The organism is Erwinia sp. BNK-24-b (genome assembly GCF_047456155.1).
Lineage (GTDB): Bacteria > Pseudomonadota > Gammaproteobacteria > Enterobacterales > Enterobacteriaceae > Erwinia > Erwinia phyllosphaerae.
This window is the reverse complement of sequence record NZ_CP179901.1, coordinates 240,767-266,834: the sequence shown is the minus strand read 5'-3', so window position 1 is coordinate 266,834 and position 26,068 is coordinate 240,767. Positions and strand designations below refer to the sequence as shown.

Annotated in this window: 24 protein-coding genes; 8 read left to right on the top strand and 16 right to left on the bottom strand. The window is 56.5% G+C overall.

The genetic code is table 11. The annotated features are described in order from the left end of the window. Positions 1–14: 14 nt before the first annotated feature. Positions 15–566, bottom strand: coding sequence for a putative adenosine monophosphate-protein transferase Fic (locus ACMGGR_RS01165; protein WP_414147989.1), 552 nt, complete (start codon positions 564–566; stop codon positions 15–17). Between the two features lie 68 nt (positions 567–634). Beyond that, a complete protein-coding gene (gene ppiA, locus ACMGGR_RS01160) occupies positions 635–1,207 on the bottom strand; it encodes a peptidylprolyl isomerase A (protein ID WP_414147988.1) in 573 nt (190 codons plus the stop codon). 266 nt (positions 1,208–1,473) lie between these two features. Here ppiA and tsgA point away from each other — a divergent pair, with 266 nt between their 5' ends. Next, complete coding sequence (gene tsgA, locus ACMGGR_RS01155; protein WP_246761123.1) at positions 1,474–2,655, top strand: MFS transporter TsgA; 1,182 nt, start codon at positions 1,474–1,476, stop codon at positions 2,653–2,655. Positions 2,656–2,694: 39 nt separating this feature from the next. On the opposite strand, the gene ACMGGR_RS01150 is transcribed toward tsgA, so the two are convergent. Next, positions 2,695–3,972: a cytosine deaminase gene (locus ACMGGR_RS01150; protein WP_414147987.1), complete on the bottom strand. Its 1,278-nt coding sequence runs from the start codon at positions 3,970–3,972 to the stop codon at positions 2,695–2,697. A gap of 217 nt (positions 3,973–4,189) precedes the next feature. On the opposite strand from ACMGGR_RS01150, the gene nirB reads away from it, so the two are divergent. From nirB to cysG, 3 genes are read left to right on the top strand one after another with little or no spacing between them, the layout of a single operon-like run. Then, entirely contained in the window at positions 4,190–6,721 is a 2,532-nt protein-coding gene (gene nirB / locus ACMGGR_RS01145) for a nitrite reductase large subunit NirB (protein ID WP_414147986.1), read from the top strand. Next, positions 6,718–7,044, top strand: coding sequence for a nitrite reductase small subunit NirD (gene nirD, locus ACMGGR_RS01140; protein ID WP_414147985.1), 327 nt, complete (start codon positions 6,718–6,720; stop codon positions 7,042–7,044). Before nirB ends, nirD begins: the two co-directional genes overlap by 4 nt. A gap of 47 nt (positions 7,045–7,091) precedes the next feature. Beyond that, positions 7,092–8,456 carry a siroheme synthase CysG gene (gene cysG / locus ACMGGR_RS01135; RefSeq protein WP_414147984.1) on the top strand — a complete coding sequence of 455 codons (1,365 nt, stop codon included), beginning with the start codon at positions 7,092–7,094 and terminating at the stop codon, positions 8,454–8,456. Between the two features lie 137 nt (positions 8,457–8,593). Here the strand turns inward: cysG and trpS are convergent, their stop codons facing one another. From trpS to pilM, 12 genes are all read right to left on the bottom strand, one after another. Next, complete coding sequence (trpS, locus tag ACMGGR_RS01130) at positions 8,594–9,595, bottom strand: tryptophan--tRNA ligase (RefSeq protein WP_246761133.1); 1,002 nt, start codon at positions 9,593–9,595, stop codon at positions 8,594–8,596. Continuing rightward, a complete protein-coding gene (locus ACMGGR_RS01125; protein WP_414147983.1) occupies positions 9,576–10,286 on the bottom strand; it encodes a phosphoglycolate phosphatase in 711 nt (236 codons plus the stop codon). The genes trpS and ACMGGR_RS01125 overlap by 20 nt, the downstream gene beginning before the upstream one ends. Beyond that, positions 10,270–10,956 (bottom strand): ribulose-phosphate 3-epimerase, encoded by a 687-nt coding sequence (gene rpe / locus ACMGGR_RS01120; protein WP_246761137.1) that lies wholly within the window; start codon positions 10,954–10,956, stop codon positions 10,270–10,272. Before rpe ends, ACMGGR_RS01125 begins: the two co-directional genes overlap by 17 nt. A 52-nt stretch (positions 10,957–11,008) precedes the next feature. Next, a complete protein-coding gene (gene dam / locus ACMGGR_RS01115; RefSeq protein WP_246761138.1) occupies positions 11,009–11,827 on the bottom strand; it encodes an adenine-specific DNA-methyltransferase in 819 nt (272 codons plus the stop codon). 119 nt (positions 11,828–11,946) lie between these two features. Further along, positions 11,947–12,984, bottom strand: coding sequence for an SPOR domain-containing protein (locus ACMGGR_RS01110; RefSeq protein WP_414147982.1), 1,038 nt, complete (start codon positions 12,982–12,984; stop codon positions 11,947–11,949). A gap of 45 nt (positions 12,985–13,029) precedes the next feature. Beyond that, positions 13,030–14,124, bottom strand: a complete 1,095-nt coding sequence (gene aroB / locus ACMGGR_RS01105) for a 3-dehydroquinate synthase (protein WP_414147981.1) — start codon at positions 14,122–14,124, stop codon at positions 13,030–13,032. Positions 14,125–14,163: 39 nt separating this feature from the next. Further along, positions 14,164–14,685 carry a shikimate kinase AroK gene (gene aroK / locus ACMGGR_RS01100; RefSeq protein WP_004160692.1) on the bottom strand — a complete coding sequence of 174 codons (522 nt, stop codon included), beginning with the start codon at positions 14,683–14,685 and terminating at the stop codon, positions 14,164–14,166. 389 nt (positions 14,686–15,074) lie between these two features. Beyond that, complete coding sequence (gene hofQ, locus ACMGGR_RS01095) at positions 15,075–16,331, bottom strand: DNA uptake porin HofQ (protein ID WP_246761143.1); 1,257 nt, start codon at positions 16,329–16,331, stop codon at positions 15,075–15,077. Further along, complete coding sequence (locus ACMGGR_RS01090; RefSeq protein ID WP_414147980.1) at positions 16,240–16,692, bottom strand: hypothetical protein; 453 nt, start codon at positions 16,690–16,692, stop codon at positions 16,240–16,242. Before ACMGGR_RS01090 ends, hofQ begins: the two co-directional genes overlap by 92 nt. Further along, positions 16,682–17,179, bottom strand: coding sequence for a hypothetical protein (locus ACMGGR_RS01085; RefSeq protein ID WP_414147979.1), 498 nt, complete (start codon positions 17,177–17,179; stop codon positions 16,682–16,684). The genes ACMGGR_RS01090 and ACMGGR_RS01085 overlap by 11 nt, the downstream gene beginning before the upstream one ends. Beyond that, complete coding sequence (locus ACMGGR_RS01080) at positions 17,172–17,717, bottom strand: PilN domain-containing protein (RefSeq protein WP_414147978.1); 546 nt, start codon at positions 17,715–17,717, stop codon at positions 17,172–17,174. The genes ACMGGR_RS01085 and ACMGGR_RS01080 overlap by 8 nt, the downstream gene beginning before the upstream one ends. Further along, positions 17,717–18,538: a pilus assembly protein PilM gene (gene pilM, locus ACMGGR_RS01075; RefSeq protein ID WP_414147977.1), complete on the bottom strand. Its 822-nt coding sequence runs from the start codon at positions 18,536–18,538 to the stop codon at positions 17,717–17,719. The genes ACMGGR_RS01080 and pilM overlap by 1 nt, the downstream gene beginning before the upstream one ends. Positions 18,539–18,654: 116 nt before the next feature. Between pilM and mrcA the strand changes: the two genes are divergently transcribed. Beyond that, entirely contained in the window at positions 18,655–21,204 is a 2,550-nt protein-coding gene (gene mrcA, locus ACMGGR_RS01070) for a peptidoglycan glycosyltransferase/peptidoglycan DD-transpeptidase MrcA (RefSeq protein ID WP_414147976.1), read from the top strand. Between the two features lie 116 nt (positions 21,205–21,320). Here mrcA and nudE read toward each other — a convergent pair whose 3' ends face one another. Beyond that, positions 21,321–21,905: an ADP compounds hydrolase NudE gene (nudE, locus tag ACMGGR_RS01065; RefSeq protein WP_414147975.1), complete on the bottom strand. Its 585-nt coding sequence runs from the start codon at positions 21,903–21,905 to the stop codon at positions 21,321–21,323. Positions 21,906–22,310: 405 nt separating this feature from the next. Here nudE and ACMGGR_RS01060 point away from each other — a divergent pair, with 405 nt between their 5' ends. From ACMGGR_RS01060 to hslO, 3 genes are all read left to right on the top strand, one after another. Beyond that, positions 22,311–24,449 (top strand): intracellular growth attenuator family protein, encoded by a 2,139-nt coding sequence (locus ACMGGR_RS01060; RefSeq protein WP_246761157.1) that lies wholly within the window; start codon positions 22,311–22,313, stop codon positions 24,447–24,449. Positions 24,450–24,589: 140 nt separating this feature from the next. Further along, positions 24,590–24,991, top strand: coding sequence for a ribosome-associated heat shock protein Hsp15 (gene hslR, locus ACMGGR_RS01055; RefSeq protein WP_246761159.1), 402 nt, complete (start codon positions 24,590–24,592; stop codon positions 24,989–24,991). Between the two features lie 22 nt (positions 24,992–25,013). Further along, a complete protein-coding gene (hslO, locus tag ACMGGR_RS01050) occupies positions 25,014–25,892 on the top strand; it encodes an Hsp33 family molecular chaperone HslO (protein WP_246761161.1) in 879 nt (292 codons plus the stop codon). Positions 25,893–26,068 lie beyond the last annotated feature (176 nt).

Below are 26,068 nucleotides of genomic sequence, written 5' to 3'. Positions count from 1 at the left end.
CTATTCTACCCGGTTTATTCCCACTCGCTTACCACTTTGCCAAACGCGTTGGTCAGCGGTGCCAGATCGCCTGCCAGGCTTGCTTTAACGGCAAGCTGCCAGCTTTCACGGTCAATGCGGTTCCATTGAATATCGTAGCCGGCGTGGATAATCAGCTGTTCAAAGAACAGACGCTGGGCACGTCCGTTACCGCGTAAAAAAGGGTGCAGCACGGTCAGCTCGCAGTAGTACCAGGCCAACCTTTCGGCCAGCTGCTCAGGCGGAAGATCGGCAAGGCCGTTTTCCTCTTCCAGCGCCTGCATCAGCGCATTTCCCTCTTTTTCGATATATTCGAAATGACAGCAGGGCGTGTCGCCAATAGTGATATCTACCTGACGCAGTTCACCGGCATCGTCCAGCACGTCCTGGAAAAGTTCACGGTGCATCGCCCGCAGGTGAGGCAAACCCGGATTGCGCGCGCCCAGCTCGGGCAAAGCGCCGCTTAATAAAAAGCTCGCCAGGAAATTATTTGGCAGGCGCTGCTGCCAGAGGGTGTTTTTTTGCTTATCGGTGAGCTTTTTAGACATGGTTTCTCCTTGAAGGGGTAATTGCTGCTGAAGCATTAAGTATAAGCAGCAATCCCCCATGCGGAGCGTTAAGGCAGGACTTTTGCGGAAAGGATAACTACAGGCTTAACGGGAACGTTCTGGTAAGGCCCTACGTTCTGCGTCGGCACCTGGGCGATTTTATCCGCGACGTCCTGGCCTTTGATAACTTTACCAAAGACGGCGTAGCCAAAGTCACGCTGGCCGTGATCCAGGAAGGCGTTGTCGGCGACGTTAATAAAGAACTGGCTGGTGGCGCTGTCTTTATCGGCGGTGCGGGCCATGGCGATGGTGCCGCGCTTGTTCAGCAGGCCATTGTCCGCTTCGTTTTTAATGGGCGCATTGGTCGGTTTCTGCTGCATATCAGCGGTAAAGCCGCCGCCCTGCACCATAAAGCCGGGGATCACGCGGTGAAAAACGGTGTTGTTATAAAAGCCGTTATTAACGTAATCAACGAAGTTTTTCGTGGAAACCGGGGCCTTTTGATTATTGAGTTCCAGCTCAATATTGCCAGCGGAAGTCGTCAGCAGCACGTGCGTGTCTCCCTTTGCCGCCAGAGCAGACGTAGAGAGCGTAGAGAGTGCAAAAACGGTGGCGACCGCTGTCAAAGTGCGTTTTAACATGAAAGATTCCTTACTTAAGGGCTACAGGCCGAAAGTTGATTGTAAAGAGGCGGTTATCTGTGCGCCAGCGTTTTACCTTTATTTACCTGGCGAACCGCGACGCAAACGCTTTCGCCAGGCAGAAAACGGTGATATTCGTCACGAAAGTAATGAATACGCTCGGGAATAGTTACATTATTTATTTAAGCAGATCACGATTACCGCTACACTGCCCACGCTTAGCGTGAGCGTCCTGCTTCACGATTTTTGACCCCACAGGCCACACTATGACTAATCGAAACCGAATCGGGTTAACCTGGATCAGCTTTTTTTCCTATGCGCTCACGGGCGCGGTAGTAATCGTCACCGGCATGGTGCTGGAAAATATTGCTGACTACTTCCATCTGCCGGTTGCGCAGATGAGCAACACCTTCACCTTTCTTAACGCCGGCATCCTGGTCGCTGTTTTCCTGAATGCCTGGCTGATGGAAATCGTGCCGCTCAAACGCCAGCTGATGTTCGGCTTCGTGCTGATGGTGCTGTCGGTGCTGGGACTGATGACCAGCCACTCGCTCAGCGTTTTCTCGCTGTGTATGTTTGTGCTGGGCGTGGTCAGCGGCATTACCATGTCGATTGGCACTTTCCTGATTACGCATCTGTATGAAGGCCGCCAGCGCGGTTCGCGTCTGCTGTTTACCGACTCCTTCTTTAGCATGGCGGGCACCATTTTCCCGATTATCGCCGCCGCGCTGCTGGCTCGTGCACTGCCATGGTACTGGGTCTATGCCTGTATTGGTCTGATCTACGTAGCGATTTTTGTGCTGGCGCTCTGCTTCGAGTTCCCGGTGCTGGGCAAAAAGGCCGCCGTGCAGAATGTAGAAAAAGAGAAATGGGGCATTGGCGTACTCTTTCTGTCGATTGCCGCGCTGTGCTACATCCTGGGACAGCTTGGCTTTATCGGCTGGGTACCGCTGTACGCGACCAAAAGCATGGGAATGGATCTGACGCAGGCCGGCGCGCTGGTCGGCAACTTCTGGACCGCCTATATGATTGGCATGTGGGCGTTTAGCGCCATTTTACGTTTCTTCGATCCGCAGCGCATTGTGACGGTACTGGCCCTACTGGCAACCGTGCTGATGTACTGGTTTATCAGCAGCAGCGACGCCGCGATGCTGAAGTGGATTATGATTAGCCTGGGCTTCTTCTCCAGCGCTATCTACACCACGCTGATTACGCTGGGTTCGCTACAGACTAAAGTCTCTTCCCCTAAACTGGTGAACTTTATCCTGACCTGCGGCACCGTTGGCACCATGCTGACCTTTGTCGTCACCGGCCCGATTGTGGATAAGCACGGCGCTCATGCTGCCCTGTTTACCTCTAATCTGCTGTACGCCGTGGTCTTTGTGATGTGTCTGCTGCTGGGCTTTGTCAGCAAGCACAAGCTGCATGGCCATATGTCCTCACATTAATAAAAAAGGCCGGGTAACCGGCCTTTTTTATCCACGCGGCTAGCGCCGGAAATCCACCTGTTCGCTCTCCTGCAAATGGATCGTCGTTACCGCAGGCTGCGTTTTTGCAATCACCCTTCCCTGACGAATTGAATAGCGCGTCGGCACCTGGCGGCGCAGCGCGTCAAACCCATTTTCTGCAGGCAGGATAACCAGGTTAGCGCTGTTGCCGGGCCGGATACCATAATCCGTCAGCTGCAAGGTTCTGGCGCTGTAGTCGGTGACCAGTTTAATTCCTTCATTCAGCTGACCATAGCCCATCAGCTGGCAAACATGCATTCCCATATGCAGCACCTGGAGCATATTGGCGGTGCCAAGCGGATACCACGGATCGAAAACATCATCGTGACCAAAGCAGACGTTGATATCCGCTTCCAGCATCTCCTTTACGCGCGTTATGCCACGCCGTTTGGGATAACTGTCAAAACGCCCCTGAAGATGGATATTAACCAGCGGATTGGCGACAAAATTGATGCCGGAAAGCTTCAGCAGACGAAACAGCCGCGAGGTATAAGCGCCGTTATATGAATGCATTGCCGTGGTGTGACTGGCGGTAACGCGCGCGCCCATCTTTTCGCGCAGCGCCAGTGCCGCGACAGTTTCGACAAAGCGCGACTGTTCGTCATCTATCTCATCGCAGTGAACGTCAATCATACGCTGATATTTCTGCGCCAGCGCGAAGGTTTTGTGTAACGACTCGACGCCATATTCACGGGTGAATTCGAAATGCGGAATAGCGCCAACCACGTCCGCGCCGAGCCTTAGCGCCTCTTCCAGCAGCGCTTCGCCGTCCGGATAAGAGAGGATCCCCTCCTGCGGAAAAGCCACAATCTGTATATCTACCCAGGGCGCCATTTCACTTTTTACTTCCAGCATGGCCCGCAACGCGGTAAGACCAGGGTCGGAAACGTCCACATGCGTACGCACGTGCTGGATGCCGTTAGCGATTTGCCATTTTAGCGTCTGGTAAGCGCGCGTTTTCACATCTTCGTGGTTCAGCAGCGCCTTGCGTTCTGCCCAGCGTTCGATGCCTTCAAACAGCGTACCGGAGGCGTTCCATGCCGGCTCGCCTGCGGTTTGCGTGGTATCAAGATGGATATGAGGTTCGATAAACGGCGGAAAAGCCAGCCCGCCTTCCGCATCCAGCGCATCGGCGGAAGGCGTGCTTTGAGTCTGGGGCGATATAGCCGCGATTTTGCCGTCGCGGATGTCAATCTGCCAGAGTCCTTCACGCTCCGGCAAGCGAACGTGACAAATGCTTTTTAAAGAAGGCTGCATAAAAGACGCTCCTGAGCACCAATGGTCTGTTAACCCTAACACTATTCAAACAGGACAAAACGCAGGCAAAGCCTGAAATTTCCATAACTTATCTAAGAATGTTTATTAATCAGTCATCTACCCATAAAGGAGTATTTGGAAAGTGCCTTGATATACATCAATAACCCTGAAGGACGCCGCGCTATTGTAGCGGCATTCTTTTGCTATGGGAGGCAAAATGCGCACCCGACTCGTTATTATCGGCAACGGCATGGTCGGCCATCGCCTGCTTGAAGAGCTGGCTGAAAAGGCCGCACCTGACCAGTTTGCCATCACCGTTTTTTGCGAGGAGCCGCGCGTTGCTTACGATCGCGTACACCTCTCCGCTTATTTCACCCATCATAATCCTGAGCAGCTGTCGCTGGTGGCGGACGGCTTTTATGCCAGCCATAAAATTAGCGTGCTAACCGGTGAGAAAGCCTTAACTATCGACCGCCAGCAGAAAGTGGTCTTTTCGGATACCGGTCGCGCGGTTCCCTATGACAAGCTGGTGCTGGCAACCGGCTCTTATCCCTGGGTCCCGCCGATTAACGGTGCGGAAGGCAAAAACTGCTTTGTTTATCGCACCATTGAAGATCTGGACGCCATTGAATCTCGCGCCCGCCATAGCCAGAGCGGCGCGGTCATCGGCGGCGGGCTGCTGGGCCTGGAAGCAGCAGGCGCGCTGAAAAGTTTAGGGGTTGAAACCCATGTAGTGGAATTCGCGCCGGTGCTGATGGCGGAGCAGCTCGATCCAATGGGCGGCCAGCTGCTGCGGCAGAAAATTGAAAATATGGGCGTCAGGGTGCACACCAGCAAAAATACCCGCCAGATTACCGACAGCCCGTCAGGCGGAAAAACGTTGCGTTTTGCCGATGAAAGCGAGCTTGCCGTCGATTTTATCGTTTTCTCCACCGGTATCCGTCCTCAGGACAGCCTTGCCAGAGCAGCAGGCTTACCGGTTGGCCCGCGTGGCGGGGTTATTATTAACGATAGCTGCCAGACGGCGGACGCGGATATCTATGCCATCGGGGAATGCGCCGCCTGGCAAAATCTCGTTTATGGCCTGGTCGCGCCGGGCTACAAGATGGCGCAGGTAACGGCCGACAGCCTGCTGGGCCAGCAGAACGCGTTTACCGGCGCGGACATGAGCGCCAAACTCAAGCTGCTGGGCGTGGACGTAGGCGGCATTGGCGATGCGCACGGCCGTACAGAAGGCGCGCGCAGCTACGTTTACCTGGACGAAAACAAAGAAATTTATAAGCGCCTCGTGGTCAGTGCTGACAACAGCCGCCTGCTTGGCGCGGTGCTGGTTGGCGATACCAGCGATTACGGTAATCTGCTCCAGCTGATGCTTAACGGTATAGCGCTGCCGGAAAATCCTGATGCGCTCATCCTGCCAGCGCATGCGGGCGATAAACCCGCTATCGGCGTAGAGTCGCTGCCGGAGACGGCGCAGATCTGTTCCTGCTTTGACGTGACCAAAGGCGATCTGCTGCTGGCCGTACATAACGGCTGCCACACCGTGGCGGCGTTAAAAGCGGAAACCAAAGCGGGCACCGGCTGCGGCGGCTGCGTGCCGTTAATGACTCAGGTACTCAACGCCGAGCTAAGTCGCCAGGGCATTGAGGTTAACAGCAACCTTTGCGAACACTTTCACTACTCCCGCCAGGAGCTGTATCACCTGATCCGCGTGGAGGAGATCCAGACTTTTGACCAGCTACTCGGCAAATATGGCCAGGGCTACGGCTGTGAAGTCTGTAAACCCGTGGTCGCCTCGCTGCTGGCTTCCTGCTGGAATGACTACGCCCTTCAGCCGCAGCTGGTACCTTTACAGGACAGTAACGACAGCTTTTTAGGCAATATTCAGAAAGACGGCACCTATTCCGTTATCCCTCGTTCTGCAGGCGGTGAAATCACGCCAGCGGGCTTGATAGCCATTGGGGAAGTTGCCGACAAGTATGGGCTTTATACCAAGATCACCGGTTCGCAGCGCATCGGCCTGTTTGGCGTGCAGAAGGATGATTTACCTGCGGTCTGGAAAACGCTGATCGACGCCGGATTCGAAACCGGCCACGCCTATGCCAAAGCGCTGCGCATGGCAAAAACCTGCGTAGGCAGCAGCTGGTGCCGCTACGGCGTCGGCGACGCCGTCGGGCTGGGCGTGCTGCTGGAAAATCGTTATAAAGGCATCCGCACGCCGCACAAAATGAAGTTTGGCGTCTCCGGCTGTACGCGGGAATGTTCGGAAGCGCAGAGCAAAGACGTTGGCATTATTGCCACGGAAAAAGGCTGGAACCTCTACGTTTGCGGCAACGGCGGCATGAAGCCGCGCCACGGCGACCTGCTGGCGGCGGATCTGGATCGGGAAACCTTAATCCGCTATCTGGACCGGTTTATGCTGTTCTATATCCGCACGGCCGACAAGCTCCAGCGCACCTCATTGTGGCTGGAAAGCCTGGACGGCGGCATCGACTATCTGAAACAGGTCATCATTGCCGACAAGCTCGGGCTGAATGCGCAGCTGGAAGCCGATCTGGCCCGTCTGCGTGAACGGTTTGTCTGCGAATGGCAGGCCACGCTTGCACAGCCGGAACGGCTTGCCCGCTTCAGCCACTTTATCAACAGCGAGCAGCGCGATCCGCTGGTGCAGAGCGTGGCGGAACGCCAGCAGCACCGTCCTGCGCGTCCGGAAGAGCGCATCGCTATCGTGATGGAGGAAGAACAGTGAGCCAGTGGCATCGCGTTTGTCCGTTAGAACATATCCAGCCCGCTACCGGCGTTTGCGCGCTGGTGGAGGGTGTGCAGGTAGCGCTTTTCCGCCCGCGCGCCGACGAAGAAGTGTTTGCGCTGAGCAATATCGATCCCTTTGCGCAGGCCAGCGTGCTTTCGCGCGGCATTATTGCAGAACATCAGCAGACGCTATGGGTGGCCAGCCCGCTGAAGAAACAGCGCTTTCGCCTCAGCGACGGCCTGTGCATGGAGGATGAAAGCCGCTCCGTGCCCGCCTGGCCTGCCAGAGTGTGTGACGGTATAGTAGAAGTTGCGCTTTAACTCAGGGCCGCCGGTCGGCGGCCCCCTTTCTTGCCTGTGAGCCACCTATGGATTTCTTCCCTCTTTTTTGCGACCTGCGCCGTAAAGCCGTGCTGCTGGTCGGCGGCGGCGCGGTTGCCGAACGCAAAGCGCGCCTGCTGTTGAAAGCGGGCGCGGATCTGCACGTCTGCGCTACGCATTTTTCTCCTCAGTTCACGCTATGGCAGCAGGAAGAGGCGCTTACGCTGCATCATGCCGCGTTTTCGCCCGAGATGCTCGCGGGCTGCTGGCTGGTGATAGCCGCTACCGACGATGACGAAGTTAACCAGCAGGTCAGCGCCAGCGCCGAAGCCAGACAGATTTTCTGTAACGTGGTGGACGCGCCTGAAAGCGCCAGCGTAATTATCCCTTCCATCGTAGACCGTTCACCGCTGCTGGTGGCCATTTCCAGCTCGGGCAACGCGCCGGTAATGGCTCGCCTGCTGCGCGAAAAAATTGAGGCGCTGCTGCCGCAACATCTGGGGAAAGTCGCCGCCTGGGCGGGTTCACTGCGGCCAAAGGTGAAAAGTGCTTTTGCAGATAGCAGCCAGCGCAGACGCTTCTGGGAAAAGCTTTTCCACCACGATCGCCTGGCGCAAACGCTCGCTAACCGTGACGTGGTGCAGGCTGAAAGCCTGACGGAAGCGCTGCTTGCCGAACCGCTGGAGCAGCGTGGCGAAGTGGTGCTGGTCGGTGCCGGGCCTGGCGATGCGGGATTGCTGACGCTAAAGGGCTTGCAGCAGATCCAGCAGGCGGACGTGGTAGTTTACGATCGGCTGGTTTCGGCAGAAGTGCTGGAGCTGGTCAGGCGAGATGCAGAGAGGATTTTTGTCGGCAAACGCGCCGGTTTCCACTGCGTGCCGCAGGGATCCATCAATCAGCTCCTGCTGGAGCAGGCGCAGCAGGGTAAACGCGTCGTGCGTCTTAAAGGCGGCGACCCCTTTATTTTTGGTCGCGGCGCGGAAGAGCTGGAGACGCTGGCGGACTCGGCTATTCCCTTTTCCGTGGTGCCGGGCATTACGGCGGCATCGGGCTGTTCCGCTTACAGCGGTATTCCTCTGACCCACCGCGACTATGCGCAAAGCGTGCGGCTGGTCACCGGTCACGTGCAGAAGAACGGCTCGCTGGACTGGCAGAACCTGGCGGCAGAAAAGCAAACGCTGGTGTTTTATATGGGTCTGACGCAGGCGGCAGACATTCAGAAACAGCTAATGGAGCACGGAATGGATGGCGCAATGCCGGTCGCGCTGGTAGAAAACGGCACTTCGACCAGGCAACGGGTAGTCAGCGGGCGGCTGGATGAACTGGCGTCGCTGGCACAACAGGCACAAAGCCCGTCGCTGATTATTATTGGCCGGGTAGTGGCGTTACGCGAGCGGCTGCGCTGGTTTTAACAGGCGAAGGTAGCAACCAGGCCATCAGGGATAATTTCACGGCGTGTTCGTGTTTTGCTCTGCCTCTGTTCATCGGCATGAAAGCGCCCTGATGGCCGTTAACAATCTGAAGCGGCACAGGGCCGCTTCGCAAACCGTTACGGCTGAGCGACAAAGCCTACGGCTTCATACACTTTTTTCAGCGTTTCCTGCGCCTGAGCGCGCGCTTTCGCCGCGCCGTCACGCATTACCTGCTCCAGCAAAGCCTCATCGTTGCGGTAACGGTGATAGCGCTCCTGCAGCTCGGTCAGCATGCCGGATACCGCTTCGGCTACCGCGCCTTTCAGATGACCATACATCTGGCCTGCAAACTGCTGCTCCAGCTCGGGGATGCTGGTGCCGGTCACGCCGGAAAGGATATCCAGCAGGTTAGAGACGCCCGCTTTGTTCTTAACGTCGTAACGCACCACCGGTGGCTCATCGCCGTCGGTCATCGCGCGCTTAATCTTTTTCACTACCGACTTAGGATCTTCCAGCAGGCCGATAACGTTGTTGCGGTTATCGTCCGACTTGGACATCTTTTTGGTCGGCTCCAGCAGCGACATCACGCGCGCGCCGGATTCAGGAATAAACGGCTCGGGCACTTTGAACACGTCGCCATACAGGGCGTTGAAACGCGCCGCTACGTCACGGCTCAGCTCCAGATGCTGTTTCTGATCTTCACCAACCGGTACCTGAGTAGTTTGATAAAGCAGAATATCTGCCGCCATCAATACCGGATAATCAAACAGTCCGGCATTGATGTTCTCTTCATAGCGCGCGGACTTATCTTTGAACTGCGTCATACGGCTCAGCTCGCCGAAATAGGTATAGCAGTTCAGGATCCAGCCCAGCTGCGCGTGCTCCGGCACGTGTGACTGCACAAAAATCGTGCTTTTTTGCGGATCGATACCGCAGGCCAGATAGAGCGCCAGCGTGTCCAGCGTGGCTTTACGTAGCGCAACAGGATCCTGGCGCACGGTGATCGCATGGAGATCGACAATGCAGTAGATGCAGTCGTAATCGTCCTGCATGCCGACCCACTGACGCAGCGCACCCATATAGTTACCGATAGTCAGTTCGCCGGAAGGCTGTGCGCCGCTAAATACGATGGGTTTCATCTTTTTCGTCCTGCTCCAGCCCGAGTGCGGGCAACAAATCGTTAAAATGGTCGAGCACCAGCGTCGGCTGGCTGCTCGCAATCGGCTCACCGTAGTTATAGCCGTATGTCAGGCCCACGCAGGGCGTGCCTGCCGCCTGCGCGGCCTGGATATCGTTGCGGGAATCGCCCACAAACAGCAGCTCGGCGGGTAGCAGGCCAAATTTTCCCAACACCAGAAACAGCGGTGCCGGATGCGGCTTTTTCGCGATAACGTCGTCGCCGCCGATAATCAGCGAAAAGCAGCTGTCGATGCCGAGAGAAGCCAGCAAAGGTGCCACAAACGGCGTCGGCTTGTTGGTGACCACGGCCATTGGCATACCGGTTGACGCCAGCTTGTGTAACCCCTCTTTGACGCCGGGAAACAGTTTACTGCCGCTTTCGACAACGGTGGCGTAATGCTTATCAAGCAGCACGCGGGCGTCGCGCAGCAAATCGCTTTCTGGCTGATGGCCAAGCGCCCATGTTAGCGCGCGCTCAATCAGTACGTCCGCGCCGTTGCCAATCCAGGTGGAAACACGTTCAAGGCCGGCAGCCGGTAAATCAAGCGCCTGTAGCGCCGCGTCTACTGCGCTGGTCAGGCCAGGTGCGCTATCGGTCAGCGTCCCGTCGAGATCGAACGCCAGCGCGCGAATATCAGTGAAACGAGCCATGACGTGATTTCTCCAGTTCCGTACGCATATCATCAATGACTTTTTTGTAGTCAGGCTGATTGAAGATAGCGGAACCCGCTACGAACATATCCGCGCCCGCTGCGGCAATCTCGCCAATGTTTTCTACCTTCACGCCGCCGTCCACTTCCAGACGAATATCGTAGCCGCTCTGGTCGATGAGCTTACGGGCCTGGCGCAGCTTGTCCAGCGTGCCGGGGATAAACGACTGGCCGCCGAACCCTGGGTTCACAGACATGATCAGCACCACGTCAACCTTATCCAGCACGTAGTCAAGATAGCTGAGCGAAGTCGCCGGATTAAACACCAGGCCCGCCTTGCAGCCGTGCTCTTTAATCAGCTGTAACGTGCGGTCAACGTGTTCTGACGCTTCCGGATGGAAGGTAATGTAGCTGGCGCCAGCCTTAGCAAAATCGGGGATCAGGCGATCGACCGGTTTCACCATCAGATGCACATCAATCGGGGCAGTAATACCGTAATCACGCAGCGCTTTCAGCACCATCGGCCCCATCGTCAGATTGGGCACATAGTGATTGTCCATTACGTCAAAATGTACGACATCGCCACCGGCAGCCAGCGCTTTAGCCGTGTCTTCGCCCAGGCGGGCAAAGTCTGCAGACAAAATTGACGGAGCTAGTAAAAACTTTTTCATCCATTTCTCCCAATTAGCGCGCCTGACGACAGGCACGTCGAGCTGTTGAGGTTCAGTCGCTGCTAAACAGCGCCAGCAGCTCATTGACCTGAAGGCGTCCGCTGCCGCTGCGGCTGATCGAGCGTCGGGCTTTAATCTGATGCAGCTGTGCGGCCTGATACCATTCGCGAGTCAGCGGCGTATCGTGATTGGAAATCAATACCGGAATACGATTATCAACGGCCAGCTTTTGCGCCAGCTCGGCCAGGTGCTGCTGCTGCTGCAGGCTGAAACTGTTGGTGTGGTAGGCGGTAAAATTCGCCGTCGCCGACAGCGGCGCATAAGGCGGATCGCAATAGACGACCGAACCCGGCTGCGCCCGACCTAGCGTATCAGCGTACGACTCGCAGATAAAGGTGGCGTTTTGCGAGCGCTCAGAGAACCAGTACAGCTCATCCCGAGGAAAATAGGGTTTACGGTAACGGCCAAAGGGCACGTTAAACTCACCGCTTAAATTGTAGCGGCACAGTCCGTTGTAGCAATGACGATTAAGGTAGAGAAACAGCACGCTGCGGCGATACGTATCGGTAGAATGGTTGAATTCGAACCGACGAGCGTAGTAAAACTCCGCATCGTTGCTTTCGCTGGTAAACAGCGCGGCCGCATCCGCTACAAACTCGTCGACGCGATCTTTTACCACGTTGTAGAGATTGATCAGATCGCCGTTGATGTCCGCCAGCACGTAGCGCGGAAAGTGCGTGTTAAGGAATACGGATCCTGCGCCAACGAAGGGCTCAATCAGGCACTCGCCTTCTGGCAGATGACGCTGGATATCGTTAAGCAGCGGAAATTTTCCGCCCGCCCATTTTAAAAAAGCGCGATTTTTTTTCATGCCGTCGTTTTATTACACTTACTGTTCTGGCTGCGGTCACACCGACAGCATATCTGCGCTTTAAATTGCCAGCCCGCATAACGCGGGCTGGCAGAGGATCTCTTCAGGCCGGTTAGCCGTTAATTTTCTGACTCTTTCTTCACCTGGCTGACCGGTTTCACCCAGGGGCTTTTCGCCTGGACTTCTGCCGGTAGCGAGGCAACCGCGCGCTTCGCATCTGCTGGCGTAGCGTAAGCGCCGCTGACCAGCACATACCACGGCTGGCCGTTGCGCGTGGTTTTATAGACGTGATAGCTACTCAGATTCTGCTTTTTCGCCCACGCGTTCAGCGTATCGGAACGTGAGGCGCTGCTCAGCTGGAGCGTATAGTTACCGCCCGTCACGGCAGGCGCAGCTTTCGCTGGTGCGTGCTGAGAGCGACTTTCGCTGGCTACCGCAGCCGGTTTAGACGTGGCGGGCTTGTGCGTAGCCTGCGGCTGCGTAACCTGATGCGACGTCGCGGCCGGTTTGTGCGCAGGTGCCAGCTGGCGCGTTGGCGCAGTGACAGGTTTATTCACCGTACCACCACCCGCTACGGTTGCCTGTCCGGTCGGCAGTGAACTCTCCTGCCCGCCGGATGCGGCAGAATCAACCTGCCCTTGCTGGCTGGAAAGCGCGTTGTTTAGATCGCCCGGTAGCTCAACACGCTGCTGGCCAGCTGGCGTTTGCAGAGGTTGCGCTTCGGTTGGCGTAGAGGATACCGGCGGCGCGCTAAGTTCCTGAGGCGCATTGCCCGCGGCAGCGTTATCTGCTGGCGCGTTACCTGTGGATGCATTATCCGCTGGCGCGTTAGCAGGCGCGGCTAAATCGCTTGCCGGTTGCTGCGCACCGCTTTGCCCGCTGATAGAGGCAGAGCCGGACAGATCGATATTTTTATCGCCGCTGCCGGAAGCCGCTGGCGCGGTTGCCTGCTGCTTCTGCTGGTCGCCATCGCCTGATGACGTCAGCGTCGAACCGATGCCGATAACAATCAGCAGCAGCACCAGAATGCCGATCCCCATCATCATCTGCTGGCGGGAAACGGGTACTTTAGGAGCAGAAGACGGCTTGCGAGACCGCTGTGGGCGGCGATCGCTGGTATCAGGCTTTAATTCGTCTTCCGGTTTAAAATCGTCCATTGAGGCTCCTCCAGTAAAGCAGCAGCACCGCTTGATGCGGCAGTGTTATAAACGGTCAGGCAGACAATCGTTAATCGCAGCCAGCACCGTATCATGTCCGACGCCGCCGCGCACGCAGGCCCGGCCTAAAGCCAGCGGCAGCACCAGGCGCAGTTCACCCGCCAGCACTTTTTTATCGCGCAGCATATGCGGCAGATAATCTTCCGCCTTCATGCTTTCCGGACCCTGTACCGGCAGTCCGGCACGCCGCAGCAGCCTGATAATTCTGTCGGTATCGGCAGAGGAAAATTCCCCCAGGCGCTCGGCCGTACGGGCCGCCATCACCATTCCGGCCGCAACGGCTTCGCCGTGTAGCCAGTTGCCGTAACCCATATGCGCTTCAATGGCGTGACCGTACGTGTGTCCCAGGTTCAGCAGCGCGCGCTGACCCATTTCACGCTCGTCGGCAGCGACCACTTCTGCTTTTAGCTCACAGCAGCGGCGAATGCAGTACGCCATCGCCTTGCCGTCCAGCGCCAGCAGCGCCTCCAGGTTTGCCTCCAGCCAGCTAAAGAACTCGCCGTCCAGAATGATGCCGTACTTGATCACTTCCGCCAGGCCAGACGCCAGTTCGCGAGCGGGCAGCGTGCTGAGGCAATCAATATCGATAACCACCGAAGCCGGCTGATAAAACGCGCCGATCATGTTTTTACCCAGCGGATGATTCACGGCCGTTTTACCGCCAACGGAGGAGTCCACCTGGGAAAGCAGCGTGGTAGGTACCTGGATAAAACGTACGCCGCGCTGGTAGCTGGCGGCCGCAAAACCGGTCAGATCGCCAATAACGCCGCCGCCTAAGGCAATCAGCGTGGTATCACGACCGTGGGGCTTTTCCAGCAGGGCGGTGAAAACCTGGTCCATTACCGCCAGCGTTTTGTACTGCTCGCCATCGGGAAGGATTACCTGGTCAACCTTGACGCCAGCGTCGGACAGCAGCTGGCGCACAGGCTCAAGATAGAGCGGCGCCAGCGTCTGGTTGGTCACCAGCATAGCGCGATCGCCCGCCTTAAGGGGCCAAAAAGAAGCCGGATCGTTGAACAGTCCGGCAGCGATAGTTATGGGGTAACTGCGTTCCCCCAAAGTGACGGTAATCTTCTCCATGAAGCACCCTAATTTTGGCCCACAGGCGGGGACTGGCGGTTAGCTCTTTTCTAACATATTGATAATCTGGTTTGCGACCACTTTAGCGCTCTGATCGTCAGTACGAATAGTAACGTCGGCAATCTCTTCATACAGCGGATTGCGTTCGTCGGCCAGCGCTTCCAGCACCTCGCGCGGCGGAGATTCCACCTGCAGCAAAGGACGCTTTTTATCACGCTGCGTACGCGCTAACTGTTTTTCGATGGTCGTTTCCAGATAAACCACAACGCCACGAGCGGAAAGCCGGTTGCGCGTTTCGCGTGATTTAACAGAACCGCCACCGGTCGCCAGGACAATGCCCTGTTTCTCAGTGAGTTCGTTGATGATTTTTTCTTCGCGATCGCGGAAGCCTTCTTCGCCTTCGACGTCGAATACCCAGCCCACATCCGCTCCGGTACGTCGCTCAATTTCTTGATCGGAATCGAAAAATTCCATATTGAGTTGCTGAGCTAACTGACGCCCAATAGTGCTTTTGCCGGCACCCATAGGCCCAACCAGAAAGATATTGCGTTTCTCTGCCATTTTTTCGGTATTACTAAGACAATTCGTTAATGATACCCCGTCCTACAGCGGACAGGACATGAACTGAAACCTCATGAGCGATAGTGCGAGAGTCAGAGGAAAATTATCTCAACACTGAAGGTGTTTTGGCAACCGATTAAATTGACCTTGCCCATTGCGCCCACACCTGGCGCGTTCAGTCCGCTTGATTTATCACTCCGATGTCACAGCATCGGCTACGCCGGTTGCGCACGATAAAAAACGGGTAAATGCATTTTCTTAAAGCCAAACCGAGGCCTGTAATTCAAAAATCGCTAAACCTTGTAAGCTAATTCCGCTCTTGCGTCAAACGCATATGGCTGCAATCCACTAAAAAAGCTTACGACCGTCCAGTTTGTTACAAAAAAAACTTACTCATCACGGATCAGCCGCGGCGTGATAAAGATAACCAGCTCTCGCCTCTTCTGCTCGGTGGTAGCATGACGAAAAAGCGTGCCCAGCAGCGGAATATCGCCCATTAGCGGTACTTTGCGTTGCCCTTTTGCGCTCTGCTGCTGGAAAATACCGCCCAGCGCCAGCGTCTGACCGTCCTTTAGCGTAACCTGGGTCTGGATTTCCTGCTTATCAATTGCGATATATTCGCCTTCGCCGTTACGAATCGTGCTGCCGGGCAGGTTCTGGCTGATATGCAGTTTCAGCATTATCCGTCCGTTTGGCTGCACGACGGGCGTCACATCCATCCCCAACACCGCTTCTTTAAATTCCACGCTGGTACCGCCACTGGTCCCGCTGGAGACCTCATAAGGAATTTCAGTGCCCTGCTTGATGCTGGCCGGCTGCTGATGCGAGGTAAAAAGACGCGGGCTGGCGATGATCTCCAGCTGGTTTTCCTGCTCCAGCGCGCTCAGTTCCAGGTCGAGCAGCCTGCCGTTCATCCGCGCTAAGGTAAAACCAAACGTCATTGCCGGGTTTGCTACCGGCACCTCCACCCTTAGCTGGCTGGCCCGCAGTGCCTGAGAGATTTGCTCTTCTCCACTCATCCCCCAGCGCACGCCCAGTTCACGCAGGCTCTCTTTGCTGATAGTCACGATATGCGCTGCCAGCTCTACCTGCTCCAGCGGCGTGTCCAGGGTAGCCACCCAGCGCTGGACGTTATCCAGGGCCGCCTGCGTGTCGTATAACACCAGGCTATTGGTGCGCGTATCGACCGTTACGCTGCCGCGTGAGGTCATGAGCCTGGCACGTGACGCCTGCAGGCTGGCGTTAACCTTTTCAGCCTCGGCGTAGCGCAACGTCAGCGCCAGCGTCTTCAAAGGCAGCGTTTTTTCCGCTTCTTCACGTTCCAGCGCCTGCTGACGCTGCTTTTCTGCCTGCCAGCTTAGTGGAAAAACCAGCAGCACGTTGTCTTCTGTGCTGATATGCAGCTGTGCCAGGCGAGAAATCAGCGACAGCGCCTGCTGCCAGCTAACCTCTTTTAACCTGATGGAAAGCCGCCCCTCCACGCCCGGCGCCACCAGCAAGTTTAGCTGCTGGTAATCCGCCAGCGCCTGCAATATCTGGGCAACGGGCGCGTCATCAAAAGCCAGCGAAAGCGGCGTCTGGCTGGCGTACAGCGGCCTGGCCAGTACCAGAAGAAGCGTTGCGATTAACAGACGGATCGGTTTCATAGAGGCTTCCCTGCAAATTTATGGTGAAAGGCGGACACCGTGTGGCCGATTGCAGCCTGATGCTGAACGCCGTCACGCGCTGTAACAGCCAGCGTGGCGTAGGCCACTGCTGCTGTGCCCACAGCTGGCCCTGACCGCCGCTCGTCACCAGCCAGGCGCGATAATCTCCTTCTTTGCCGATTATGCCGCGCAGCCGTGGCACCATCGCGCTTTTTGCTGGCGTATCGCACAGCACATTTTCCGGCGGCATAAAAGGATCGCGGGCTGCTTTAGCCGCGTTCATACAGATAAAAATAAGCAGCGCCAGCGGATAAATTGCCGCCGGTCGACAGCTCCTTTTCCACAGCGAACTAGCCGTCATAACGCAGTACCATTTTTAATAACAGCTGCTCGTTGACGCGTTTCAGGCTAAACAAAGGAAAATCGATAGCGGCCTGCTGCTCGCTCAGATAGCGAAACAAAGCCTGCGCCTGCTCCCAGCTAAGCGCCAGCGTCAGTTCGCCGCCCTGCGCATTCGGCTGCCAGCTTTGCAGATTGCCGCCTGCCGCTTTTGTCAGCGACAGCAGTGAAAAAGGCTGCTGCGCTGTGGGCCGTAGCGCCTGTTGTAGCCTGGCTATTTCCGCTTCGGTTTGGGTTAAGGAAGCGCTTTTTATAAAATGTTCTGTCAGTAGCCGACAGCGCTTTGCCTCCTGCCGCTGCTGCCCGCTAAGCTGCACGATTTTTTGCTGAAGCGGCCGTTGCCAGCCTTGCCAGAAGGTCAACGCCGCCAGACCGACAGCCGCAGCAATAAGCAGTGTCCGTAGCCAGAAAGCCAGCGAGCACCAGCGGTACAGACATCTGCTAATCATGACCACCGCCTTTTTGTTCCAGCGCCAGCACAAGACTGAACCGAATCGCGCCCTGCCCGTCGCGGCCGATCCTGCCGTTTTTTACCTGCGCAAACAGCGCCAGCGAGTGCAAACGCTGGCGAAAGCGCTCTATCTCCGACATTTGCAGACAGAAACCCGTCACGTTCAACGTTTCTGCGGTTTTGGTTATTTCGCTCAGCCAGAGCGTGGCGGGCAGCAGGCCGGGCAGCTTTAGCATGAATTCATACCACGCATTGAACCGCTGCTGCCGGGCGATGCTGGCAGCCAGCGCGGCGCTGAGCTGCTCTTTTTGCTGTGCAAGCCGGGTTAAACGAGCTTTGAGCTTTTCAAACTGCCCGTTGACCCCCTTTAGCTGCTGGATCTTGTGCTGCTGCTGTTCAGCGAACCACTGCGCATCCGCCAGCGGTACGGCTGCGGAACTCAAAACTGCCAGCAGCGCGACTGCCAGCAGGCCATCGCGCCGAAGCCGTAACAGCAGCAGTCGACGCCGCCAGGGAAGCAGATTGACCCAGACCATCAGGCGTCTCCCGGCCGTAAGGCAAGCCCGGCTGCCAGCGCAAAAGTGCCGGTAAACAGCGGTAGCGGCGGCTGTTTAAATGCAAAAGCCTCCAGCGGATTGAGCCATGTCGCCTCAGCGGGAAGCGCCTCCGCCAGCGCCGAGCTGTAATAAAACGTCGGCACATCGGCAAGGTGCCTTTCTCGCAGCCTGGCCAGATCGCTTGCCTCATGGGCCGGGCACCATCCCCATTCCGGCTGCTGGCGTGCGCAATACCATAGCCAGTGATCCGGCAACCGATGCACCAGCGCCGCCTGAGGAGCGAGCTGCAAATGCTGCGCCAGCGCAAACAGCGCCGCCGGTGCCAGCTCCAGCACCTGCGGCCTGAGCCCTGCCGTACTCAGACAGGTCAGCCAGGCCTGAACGGCCTCAAGGCGCGCGGCGGTAAGCCATAACCGACTGCCGTTTGCTTCCGCCCGATAGTCAAGCGCAAGTTTGTCCGGCTCGATGGGAAAAAATCGCTTCGCCGCCGCTGCGATATAGCTGCTACGCTCTGGCTCGTGCAGCGGTGTTTGCGGTAGCTCAAGCGGATGCTGCAGTACCAGCTGCACGGGAAAAGTCACGCGCAGCGAGATTTGCCGGGGCAGCTGCCTGCGCCACTGCCGCAATAAGGGGATAAGCGGTTCGGGTCGTTGCACCAGCCCGTTGCTTAACGTATCGTGCGGCAACGCATGCTGCCACCAGTGCCGTAGCTGCCAGCCGTTTCGACGGCGCTGGATCGCCAGAGCGCAAAGCTGTCCGTTCTGAATATCCAGGCCGACTTGCCATGTCTGAAATGCCATTTCGCGCGGTCTCCCTGTCCGGTGAAAAAATGATGTATCCAGGCTTCTGGCTTGCCTTTATACTACCGCGCGATTGTTTATAAACTGTCCAGGCGACTTAAGATGGAAGATATCAGGTGAAGTTCGTAAAGTATTTTTTGATCCTTGCAGTGTGTTGCATTTTGTTGGGAGCTGGCTCGATTTATGGTCTGTACCAGTACATACAGCCACAGCTGCCCGACGTTGCCACGCTGAAAGATGTCCGGCTGCAAACGCCGATGCAGGTTTACAGCGCCGATGGCGAGCTGATTGCACAATATGGCGAAAAGCGTCGTATCCCGCTAAAGCTTGACCAGATCCCGCCCGAAATGGTGAAGGCCTTTATCGCTACCGAAGACAGCCGCTTCTACGAGCATCACGGTATCGACCCTATCGGTATTTTCCGTGCGGCGAGCGTCGCGCTGGTATCCGGCCACGCTTCACAAGGTGCCAGCACCATTACCCAGCAGCTGGCGCGTAACTTCTTCCTCAGCCCTGAACGCACGCTGATGCGTAAAATCAAGGAAGCGTTTCTTGCCATCCGCATCGAACAGATGATGAGCAAAGACGAGATCCTTGAACTCTACCTGAACAAAATCTATCTGGGTTATCGCGCTTATGGCGTGGGTGCCGCTGCACAGGTCTATTTTGGTAAAAATGTCGACCAGCTGTCGTTAGGGGAAATGGCAATGATTGCCGGTCTGCCGAAGGCACCGTCAACCTTTAACCCGCTCTATTCTCATACTCGTGCGCTGGCGCGTCGTAACGTCGTGCTTAGCCGCATGCTGGATCAGAACTACATCACGCAGTCGCAGTATGACGAAGCGCGTAACTCGCCGCTGGAAGCGCACTATCACGCACCGGAAATCGCTTTCTCCGCACCTTATCTGACCGAGATGGTGCGCCAGGAGATGGTGAAACGCTATGGCGATAACGCCTATAACGACGGCTTTAAGGTCACCACCACCATCACGCGTAAACTGCAGCTGGGCGCACAGAAAGCGCTACAGGACAATGTGCTGGACTACGATATGCGTCACGGCTATCGCGGCCCGGCTAACGTGCTGTGGAAGGTAGGCCAGGCACCGTGGGGACGTACGGAAATCCTGAAGACGCTGAAGGCGTTGCCGGTTTACGGTCCGCTGTATCCGGCGGTGGTTACCGAAGCAAACCGCGAGGAAGCAGAGGTAATGATGCGCGACGGCACCAGCGCTACGCTGAATCTGGCCGGTATGCGCTGGGCGCGTCCTTATAAATCGGATACGACACAGGGCCGCACGCCTGGCAGCGTCACCGACGTGGTGCAGCCGGGCCAGCAGATTTGGGTGCGTCAGGTAGAGCGCGCATGGTGGCTGGCCCAGGTGCCGGACGTAAACTCCTCGCTGGTTTCCCTGGATCCGCACAACGGTGCCGTTCGCGCCTTGGTCGGCGGTTTCGACTTTAACCTGAGCAAATTTAACCGTGCAACCCAGGCGCTGCGCCAGGTCGGTTCGAATATCAAACCGTTCCTCTATACCGCTGCAATGGATCGTGGGCTGACGCTGGCTTCGATTCTGAACGACGTACCCATCTCTCGTTGGGATGCCGGTGCCGGTGCCGACTGGCGGCCAAAAAACTCACCGCCAACCTATGACGGCCCGATTCGTTTACGTCAGGGGCTTGGGCAGTCGAAAAACGTGGTAATGGTGCGCGCGATGCGTGCGATGGGCGTCGACTACGCCGCAGAGTATCTGCAGCGCTTTGGCTTCCCGGCGCACAATATCGTGCATACCGAATCACTGGCGCTCGGTTCCGCTTCCTTCACGCCGCTGCAAATGGTGCGTGGCTACTCGGTGATGGCGAACGGCGGCTTCCTGGTCGATCCTTTCTTTATCAGCAAAATAGAGGATGAACAGGGCCATACGCTGTTTGAAGAGAAGCCGAAGGTAGCCTGTCCGGAGTGTAATTTGCCGGTGATTTACGGCAACACGCAGAAGGCCGTGGCGCTGAGTGAAGACAGCATTGAAAACCCGACCATTTCACAACAGGGTTCGAATGTAGCCGTGCCGCAGCCGCAGCTGGAACAGGTGCCGCCACAGCCGCAAACTGGCGAACAGCAGTATGCGCCGCACGTGATTAACACACCGCTGTCGTTCCTGATTAAAAGCGCGCTGAACTCCAATATCTTTGGCGAGCCAGGCTGGATGGGAACCGGCTGGCGTGCGGGTCGCGATCTGAAGCGTAACGATATTGGTGGTAAAACGGGGACAACCAACAGTTCAAAAGACGCCTGGTTCTCCGGCTATGGGCCTGGCGTAGTGACCTCTGTCTGGATTGGCTTTGACGACCATCGCCGCGATCTGGGCCGCACCACCGCTTCCGGTGCGATCAAAGATCAGATCTCCGGCTATGAGGGCGGTGCGAAGAGCGCGCAGCCAGCCTGGGATGCCTACATGAAGGTGGCGCTGGACGGCGTACCGGTACAGCCGCTGACGCCGCCTGATGGCGTGGTGACCGTCACCATTGACCGCCGCACCGGCAAGCTGGCCAACGGCGGCGGCAATACGCGTCAGGAGTACTTTATCAACGGCACCCAGCCAACGGAGTATTCCGTTCATGACGTCGGCACTACGCTGATGGATAACGGCGAGAGCCACGAGCTGTTCTGATCGGCGCCAGAGGCGCTTTCATTTCACTCAGTAGCTATATTAAAGCCCGGTTTTTACCGGGCTTTTTCATATTAAACGTGCGGCCCCACAGGAAAGTTCTGCGGACACGCGTCATATCACTCTACGGCAGAAGCCTGATAGCTCAGCCGGCCTTGTTTAACCAGCCATTCCCGCACCAGAAACAGCGCGCTGACGTTACGCGCTTCACGGAAGTCTGGCTCCTGCAGCAGCGCCATCAGATTATCCAGCGGCCAGCGGATTTGCGGCAGCGGCTCCGGTTCATCGCCTTCCAGACTCTCTTCATAAAGATCCTCCGCGACGACGATATTCATTTTGCTGGAAAAATAGGACGGTGCCAGCGTCAGCTTGCCCAGCTGTTCTAACTGGCGAGCGCCAAAACCGGCCTCTTCCTTCAGCTCGCGGTTTGCCGCTTCGAACGGAGTTTCGCCAGGATCGATCAGGCCTTTAGGAAAACCCAGCTCATAACTTTCCAGTCCTACCGCATATTCCCGGATAAGAATAAGGTGATTATCAATAATCGGCACAATCATGACCGCTTCATGCTCGGTCGGCTTCATGCGCTCATAGACGCGCTGAGCGCCGTTGCTGAACAGCAGATCGACAGCCTGTACGGTGAACAGGCGCGAGCGCGCAACGGTTTCGACATTCAGAATTTTGGGTTTTTGCAGTTGTCCGGTCATAGTGGCCCCAGGAAAAGCCAAAAAAATGAGCGTAATAGCTCGCCAGTCACGGTAAATTAACCGATAGTTTCCCCATTGTGCGTGAGTAAACGGGGGATGCCAATCATCGCATACATCATTTTACACCGTTATAACAAATCGACCGATAAGTAATTAAATTGTTTTAAAAAAGTCAATGCGTGATTTACAAAATAGGAATATACCGATACTTCTCGTACGGGCGGCTTGCTACCATCACGGCCGGGACTTATCTACAATTATTCTAATTTTATGATTTTGCGCGCTATTTTAATAAACATCGCAGATTGCCAGCGCTGCCTGAAGCCGTCACAATATCGATATAACTATGACTCAGGACGGTAATTGCCAGCGTAATGGTGGAAGCAGGATGGCGGAGAGGAAAGCATGAGCACAATAGTCATTATATTGGCTGTAATGCTGACCTGTTCAGTGGGGGCGGGTTGTTTTTTTTGGTACGCTATGCGGCATCGTCCGCCGTTGGCGAAACCACTGCCATTCATTAATCCTCCCTTTCGTAAACTGAGCGACGAAGAGCGTAAAGCCGTTGAGCGCTATATCGGCTCACTCGAAAAAAGCCGCAGCGCCACGCTTCCCGGCGGCACCAGCAGCAAAGCTGACCATCTGGTGTTAACTTCGCAAAGCAGTAACGTCTATCCGGTCACGCGTTCTATCACGCGCTACGGCCTCTCTACCGACGAACCCCATAAATGGCGCTATTACCTGGATGCGGTCGAAGTCCATCTGCCGCCGCTGTGGGAACAGCATATCGCCGAAGAAAACTACGTCGAGCTGATCAAGACGCAAACCATTCCGCTGGTGATCTCCCTAAACGGTTATTCGCTGGCGAACTACGTTTACGAGCCACCCGCGCTCGGCCCGGTTACGCGTCCGGCCGGCCAAAATGCCTCCATCAGAAAAGAAGAAAGCGAAAACATTGACCTGCTCAGCGTGCGTAAAGAGACGCCCGAGGAGTATGCGCTCAGCCGTCCCGACGGCACAAGGGAAGCGACGGCCATCTGCTTAGCCTTGCTGCTGCTGTTTATCAGCCTTATCGGGCCGGTGGTGATTATGCCGTGGCTGGTGCTGACCGCGCTGGTCACTATCGTGGTGAGCTGCTGGTCGCTCTGGCGTCGTCCGGGCGAAAAAGATTTGCGTGAGATTCACTGCCTGCGCGGCGCGCCCAAGCGCTGGGGGCTGTTTGGCGAATCTAACCAGGGTCAGGCCAGCAATATTTCACTGGGTATTATCGACCTGGTTTATCCTCCGCACTGGCAGCCTTATGTCGCTCACGACCTGGGCCAGCCGACGGAAGTGGATATCTATCTGAACCGTCAGGTTGTGCGTCAGGGCCGTTTTCTGTCGTTACAGGATGAAGTGCGTAACTTTCCTATCCAACGCTGGCGTAAAAACCTGGTGCTGGCGGCGGGGTCACTGCTGGTGCTGATGCTGCTGGTCACGCTGGTGCCTTTAAGCATGCCGCTAAAGCTGAGCATGGCCTGGCTGAAAGGCACGGAAAGCGTGCAGGTGCACGACGTGCAGGATCTGGAAAAAGTCGCTCTGCGCGTGGGCGACAGCCTGAAAGTCAACGGCTATGGCATGTGTTCCGTGCCGGCAACCTATCAGGGTAACCGCACCTACGCGTTTATGCCTTTTGACTGTTCGGCGGTTTACTGGAATAACGCCGCTCCCCTGCCCCAGCCGCAGTCGGACATTATTGATAAGGCCACGGCGCTGCTCAGCACCACCAGTTTGCAGCTGCATCCGCAGAACAACAGCGATCCAAAACTTAATCCGCAGCTTGCCACCGCTATTCAAAAATCGGGCATGATCCTGCTGGATGACTTTGCCGATATCGTATTGAAAACGCAGGATTTGTGTAGCCAGGAGCAGGATTGCGTGCGGCTAAAGAACGCGCTGGTTAATCTGGGCAACGCGAAAGACTGGGAAACGCTGGTACGCCGTGCCGATTCCGGTGCGCTGACCGATACCAACGTCCTGCTGCGTCCGGTGAGCGCAGAGGCGCTGGAAAATCTGGTCAACACCGCCACCTCGTCTTTTTTCTATCGGGAAACGCGACGCGCGGCGGAAGCGCTTAACAGTCCTCCGCCCGGCGGCTTTTTGATTATCAGCGATGAAGGCCGCCAGCTGGTCAGCCAGCAGGCACCGAGCGTTTCCCTGTTTGACTTCAACGCGCCCGACCAGTGGCCAGAGCTACAGCGGCTGGCAGGCATGCTGCTGCATACGCCATTCTCCGCCACGGGTATCGTCACCAGTATTACCACCGACGCCAACGGCACGCGCCATATTGCGCTGCACAGCGAGCCGGATGCCGTGAAGCTGGGCCGCTATCTTGGCACCAGCCTGCTGCTGCTGTTGGTCGCCCTGAGTTTTGTCATCAACTCTCTGCTGGCCTTAAAGCGTATCCACCTTAACCGCGTACGCACCACCGCGATTCAGGACTACTATGACAAATGCTTTAACCCTGCGTTAAGCACGCCCCAGAGCATCCGCCCGCTGTTCTGAGCCGGGCGGTTTTATGCTATTTTTAAGGTTATCGTCCCCTCTGCGCTATCCCATAGACTTCTCTCCGGCCCGAGCCGGAGAAGCACCTTGATTTCTGACAGGCAACCCATACATAGGGATATTCCCAAACAGGAGCAGCGATGAAAGAGAAACCCGCAGAAGCGGTTCGGCTCGATAAATGGCTGTGGGCCGCTCGCTTCTATAAAACCCGCGCGGTCGCACGTGAGATGATTGAAGGCGGTAAAGTTCACTACAATGGCCAGCGCAGTAAGCCGAGCAAGATTGTCGAAGTGAACGCCGAACTGACGCTTCGTCAGGGCAACGATCAGCGTACGATCACGGTGCTGGCGACGGGCGACCAGCGCCGTCCGGCAAGTGAAGCTCAGCAGATGTATGCCGAAACGGCAGAAAGCATTGAAAAACGGGAAAAGATAGCGCTGGCGCGAAAAATGAACGCGCTGACTATGCCGCATCCTGACCGTCGTCCCGACAAAAAGGAGCGCCGGGACTTAATGAAATTTAAAAATTCTGGCGACGAGTAGCTCGCCACAACGAGAGAGAATTATGGCTCATCAAGACCAAATGCACCGTTATCTGTTCGAAAACTACGCCGTGCGTGGCGAACTGGTGACGGTATCCGACACCTGGCAGCAAATTATCAACGGCCATGACTATCCGCTGCCGGTGCAGAAAGTGCTGGGCGAGCTGCTGGTTGCGACCAGCCTGTTAACCGCCACGCTGAAGTTTGATGGTGATATCACCGTTCAGTTACAGGGCGACGGGCCGCTGAATCTGGCCGTGATCAACGGCAACAACCGTCAGGAAATGCGCGGCGTGGCGCGCGTTAACAGCGAAATCGCGCCGGAGAGCAGCCTGAAAGAGATGGTCGGCAACGGCTATCTGGTGATCACCATTACGCCAGCACAGGGCGAGCGCTATCAGGGCGTGGTCGGTCTGGAAGGTGAAACGCTGGCCGAATGCCTGGAAGATTACTTTATGCGTTCTGAGCAGCTGCCGACGCGCCTGTTTATTCGCACCGGCGAAGCAGAAGGACAGCAGGGCGCTGGCGGTATTCTGTTACAGGTACTGCCCGCTCAGGATGCCCAGCAGGAAGACTTTAACCATCTGGCCACGCTGACCGAAACGATTAAAACGGAAGAGCTGCTTGGCCTGCCGGCTAACGAGGTGCTATGGCGTCTCTACCATCAGGAAGAAGTTACGCTTTACGATCCGCAGGACGTGATCTTCCGCTGCACCTGTTCTCACGAACGCTGCGGCGAAGTGCTGCGCAGCCTGCCGGAAGCGGAAGTGGACGAGATCCTGGCCGAAGACGGTAAGATTGATATGCACTGCGACTACTGCGGCAGCCACTATATTTACGATGCCGTAGATATTGCCGCAATCCGTAACGACTCTGCCGCTGGCGACGAGCGCGTGCATTAATTTAAATGGGCTGTCGGCGTAAATGCCGACAGCGTATTTCCCCTGTTTTTTAATATGCCCTTTCTCCGTAGTTATCTTTTTAAACCCGTATGGGAACGAATACGCTGAGGCGTTATTAATCGTTTCACGCGCTGCCTCTCATTTCTGTTGCCTGCCCCTTCACCTCAGGTTTCACG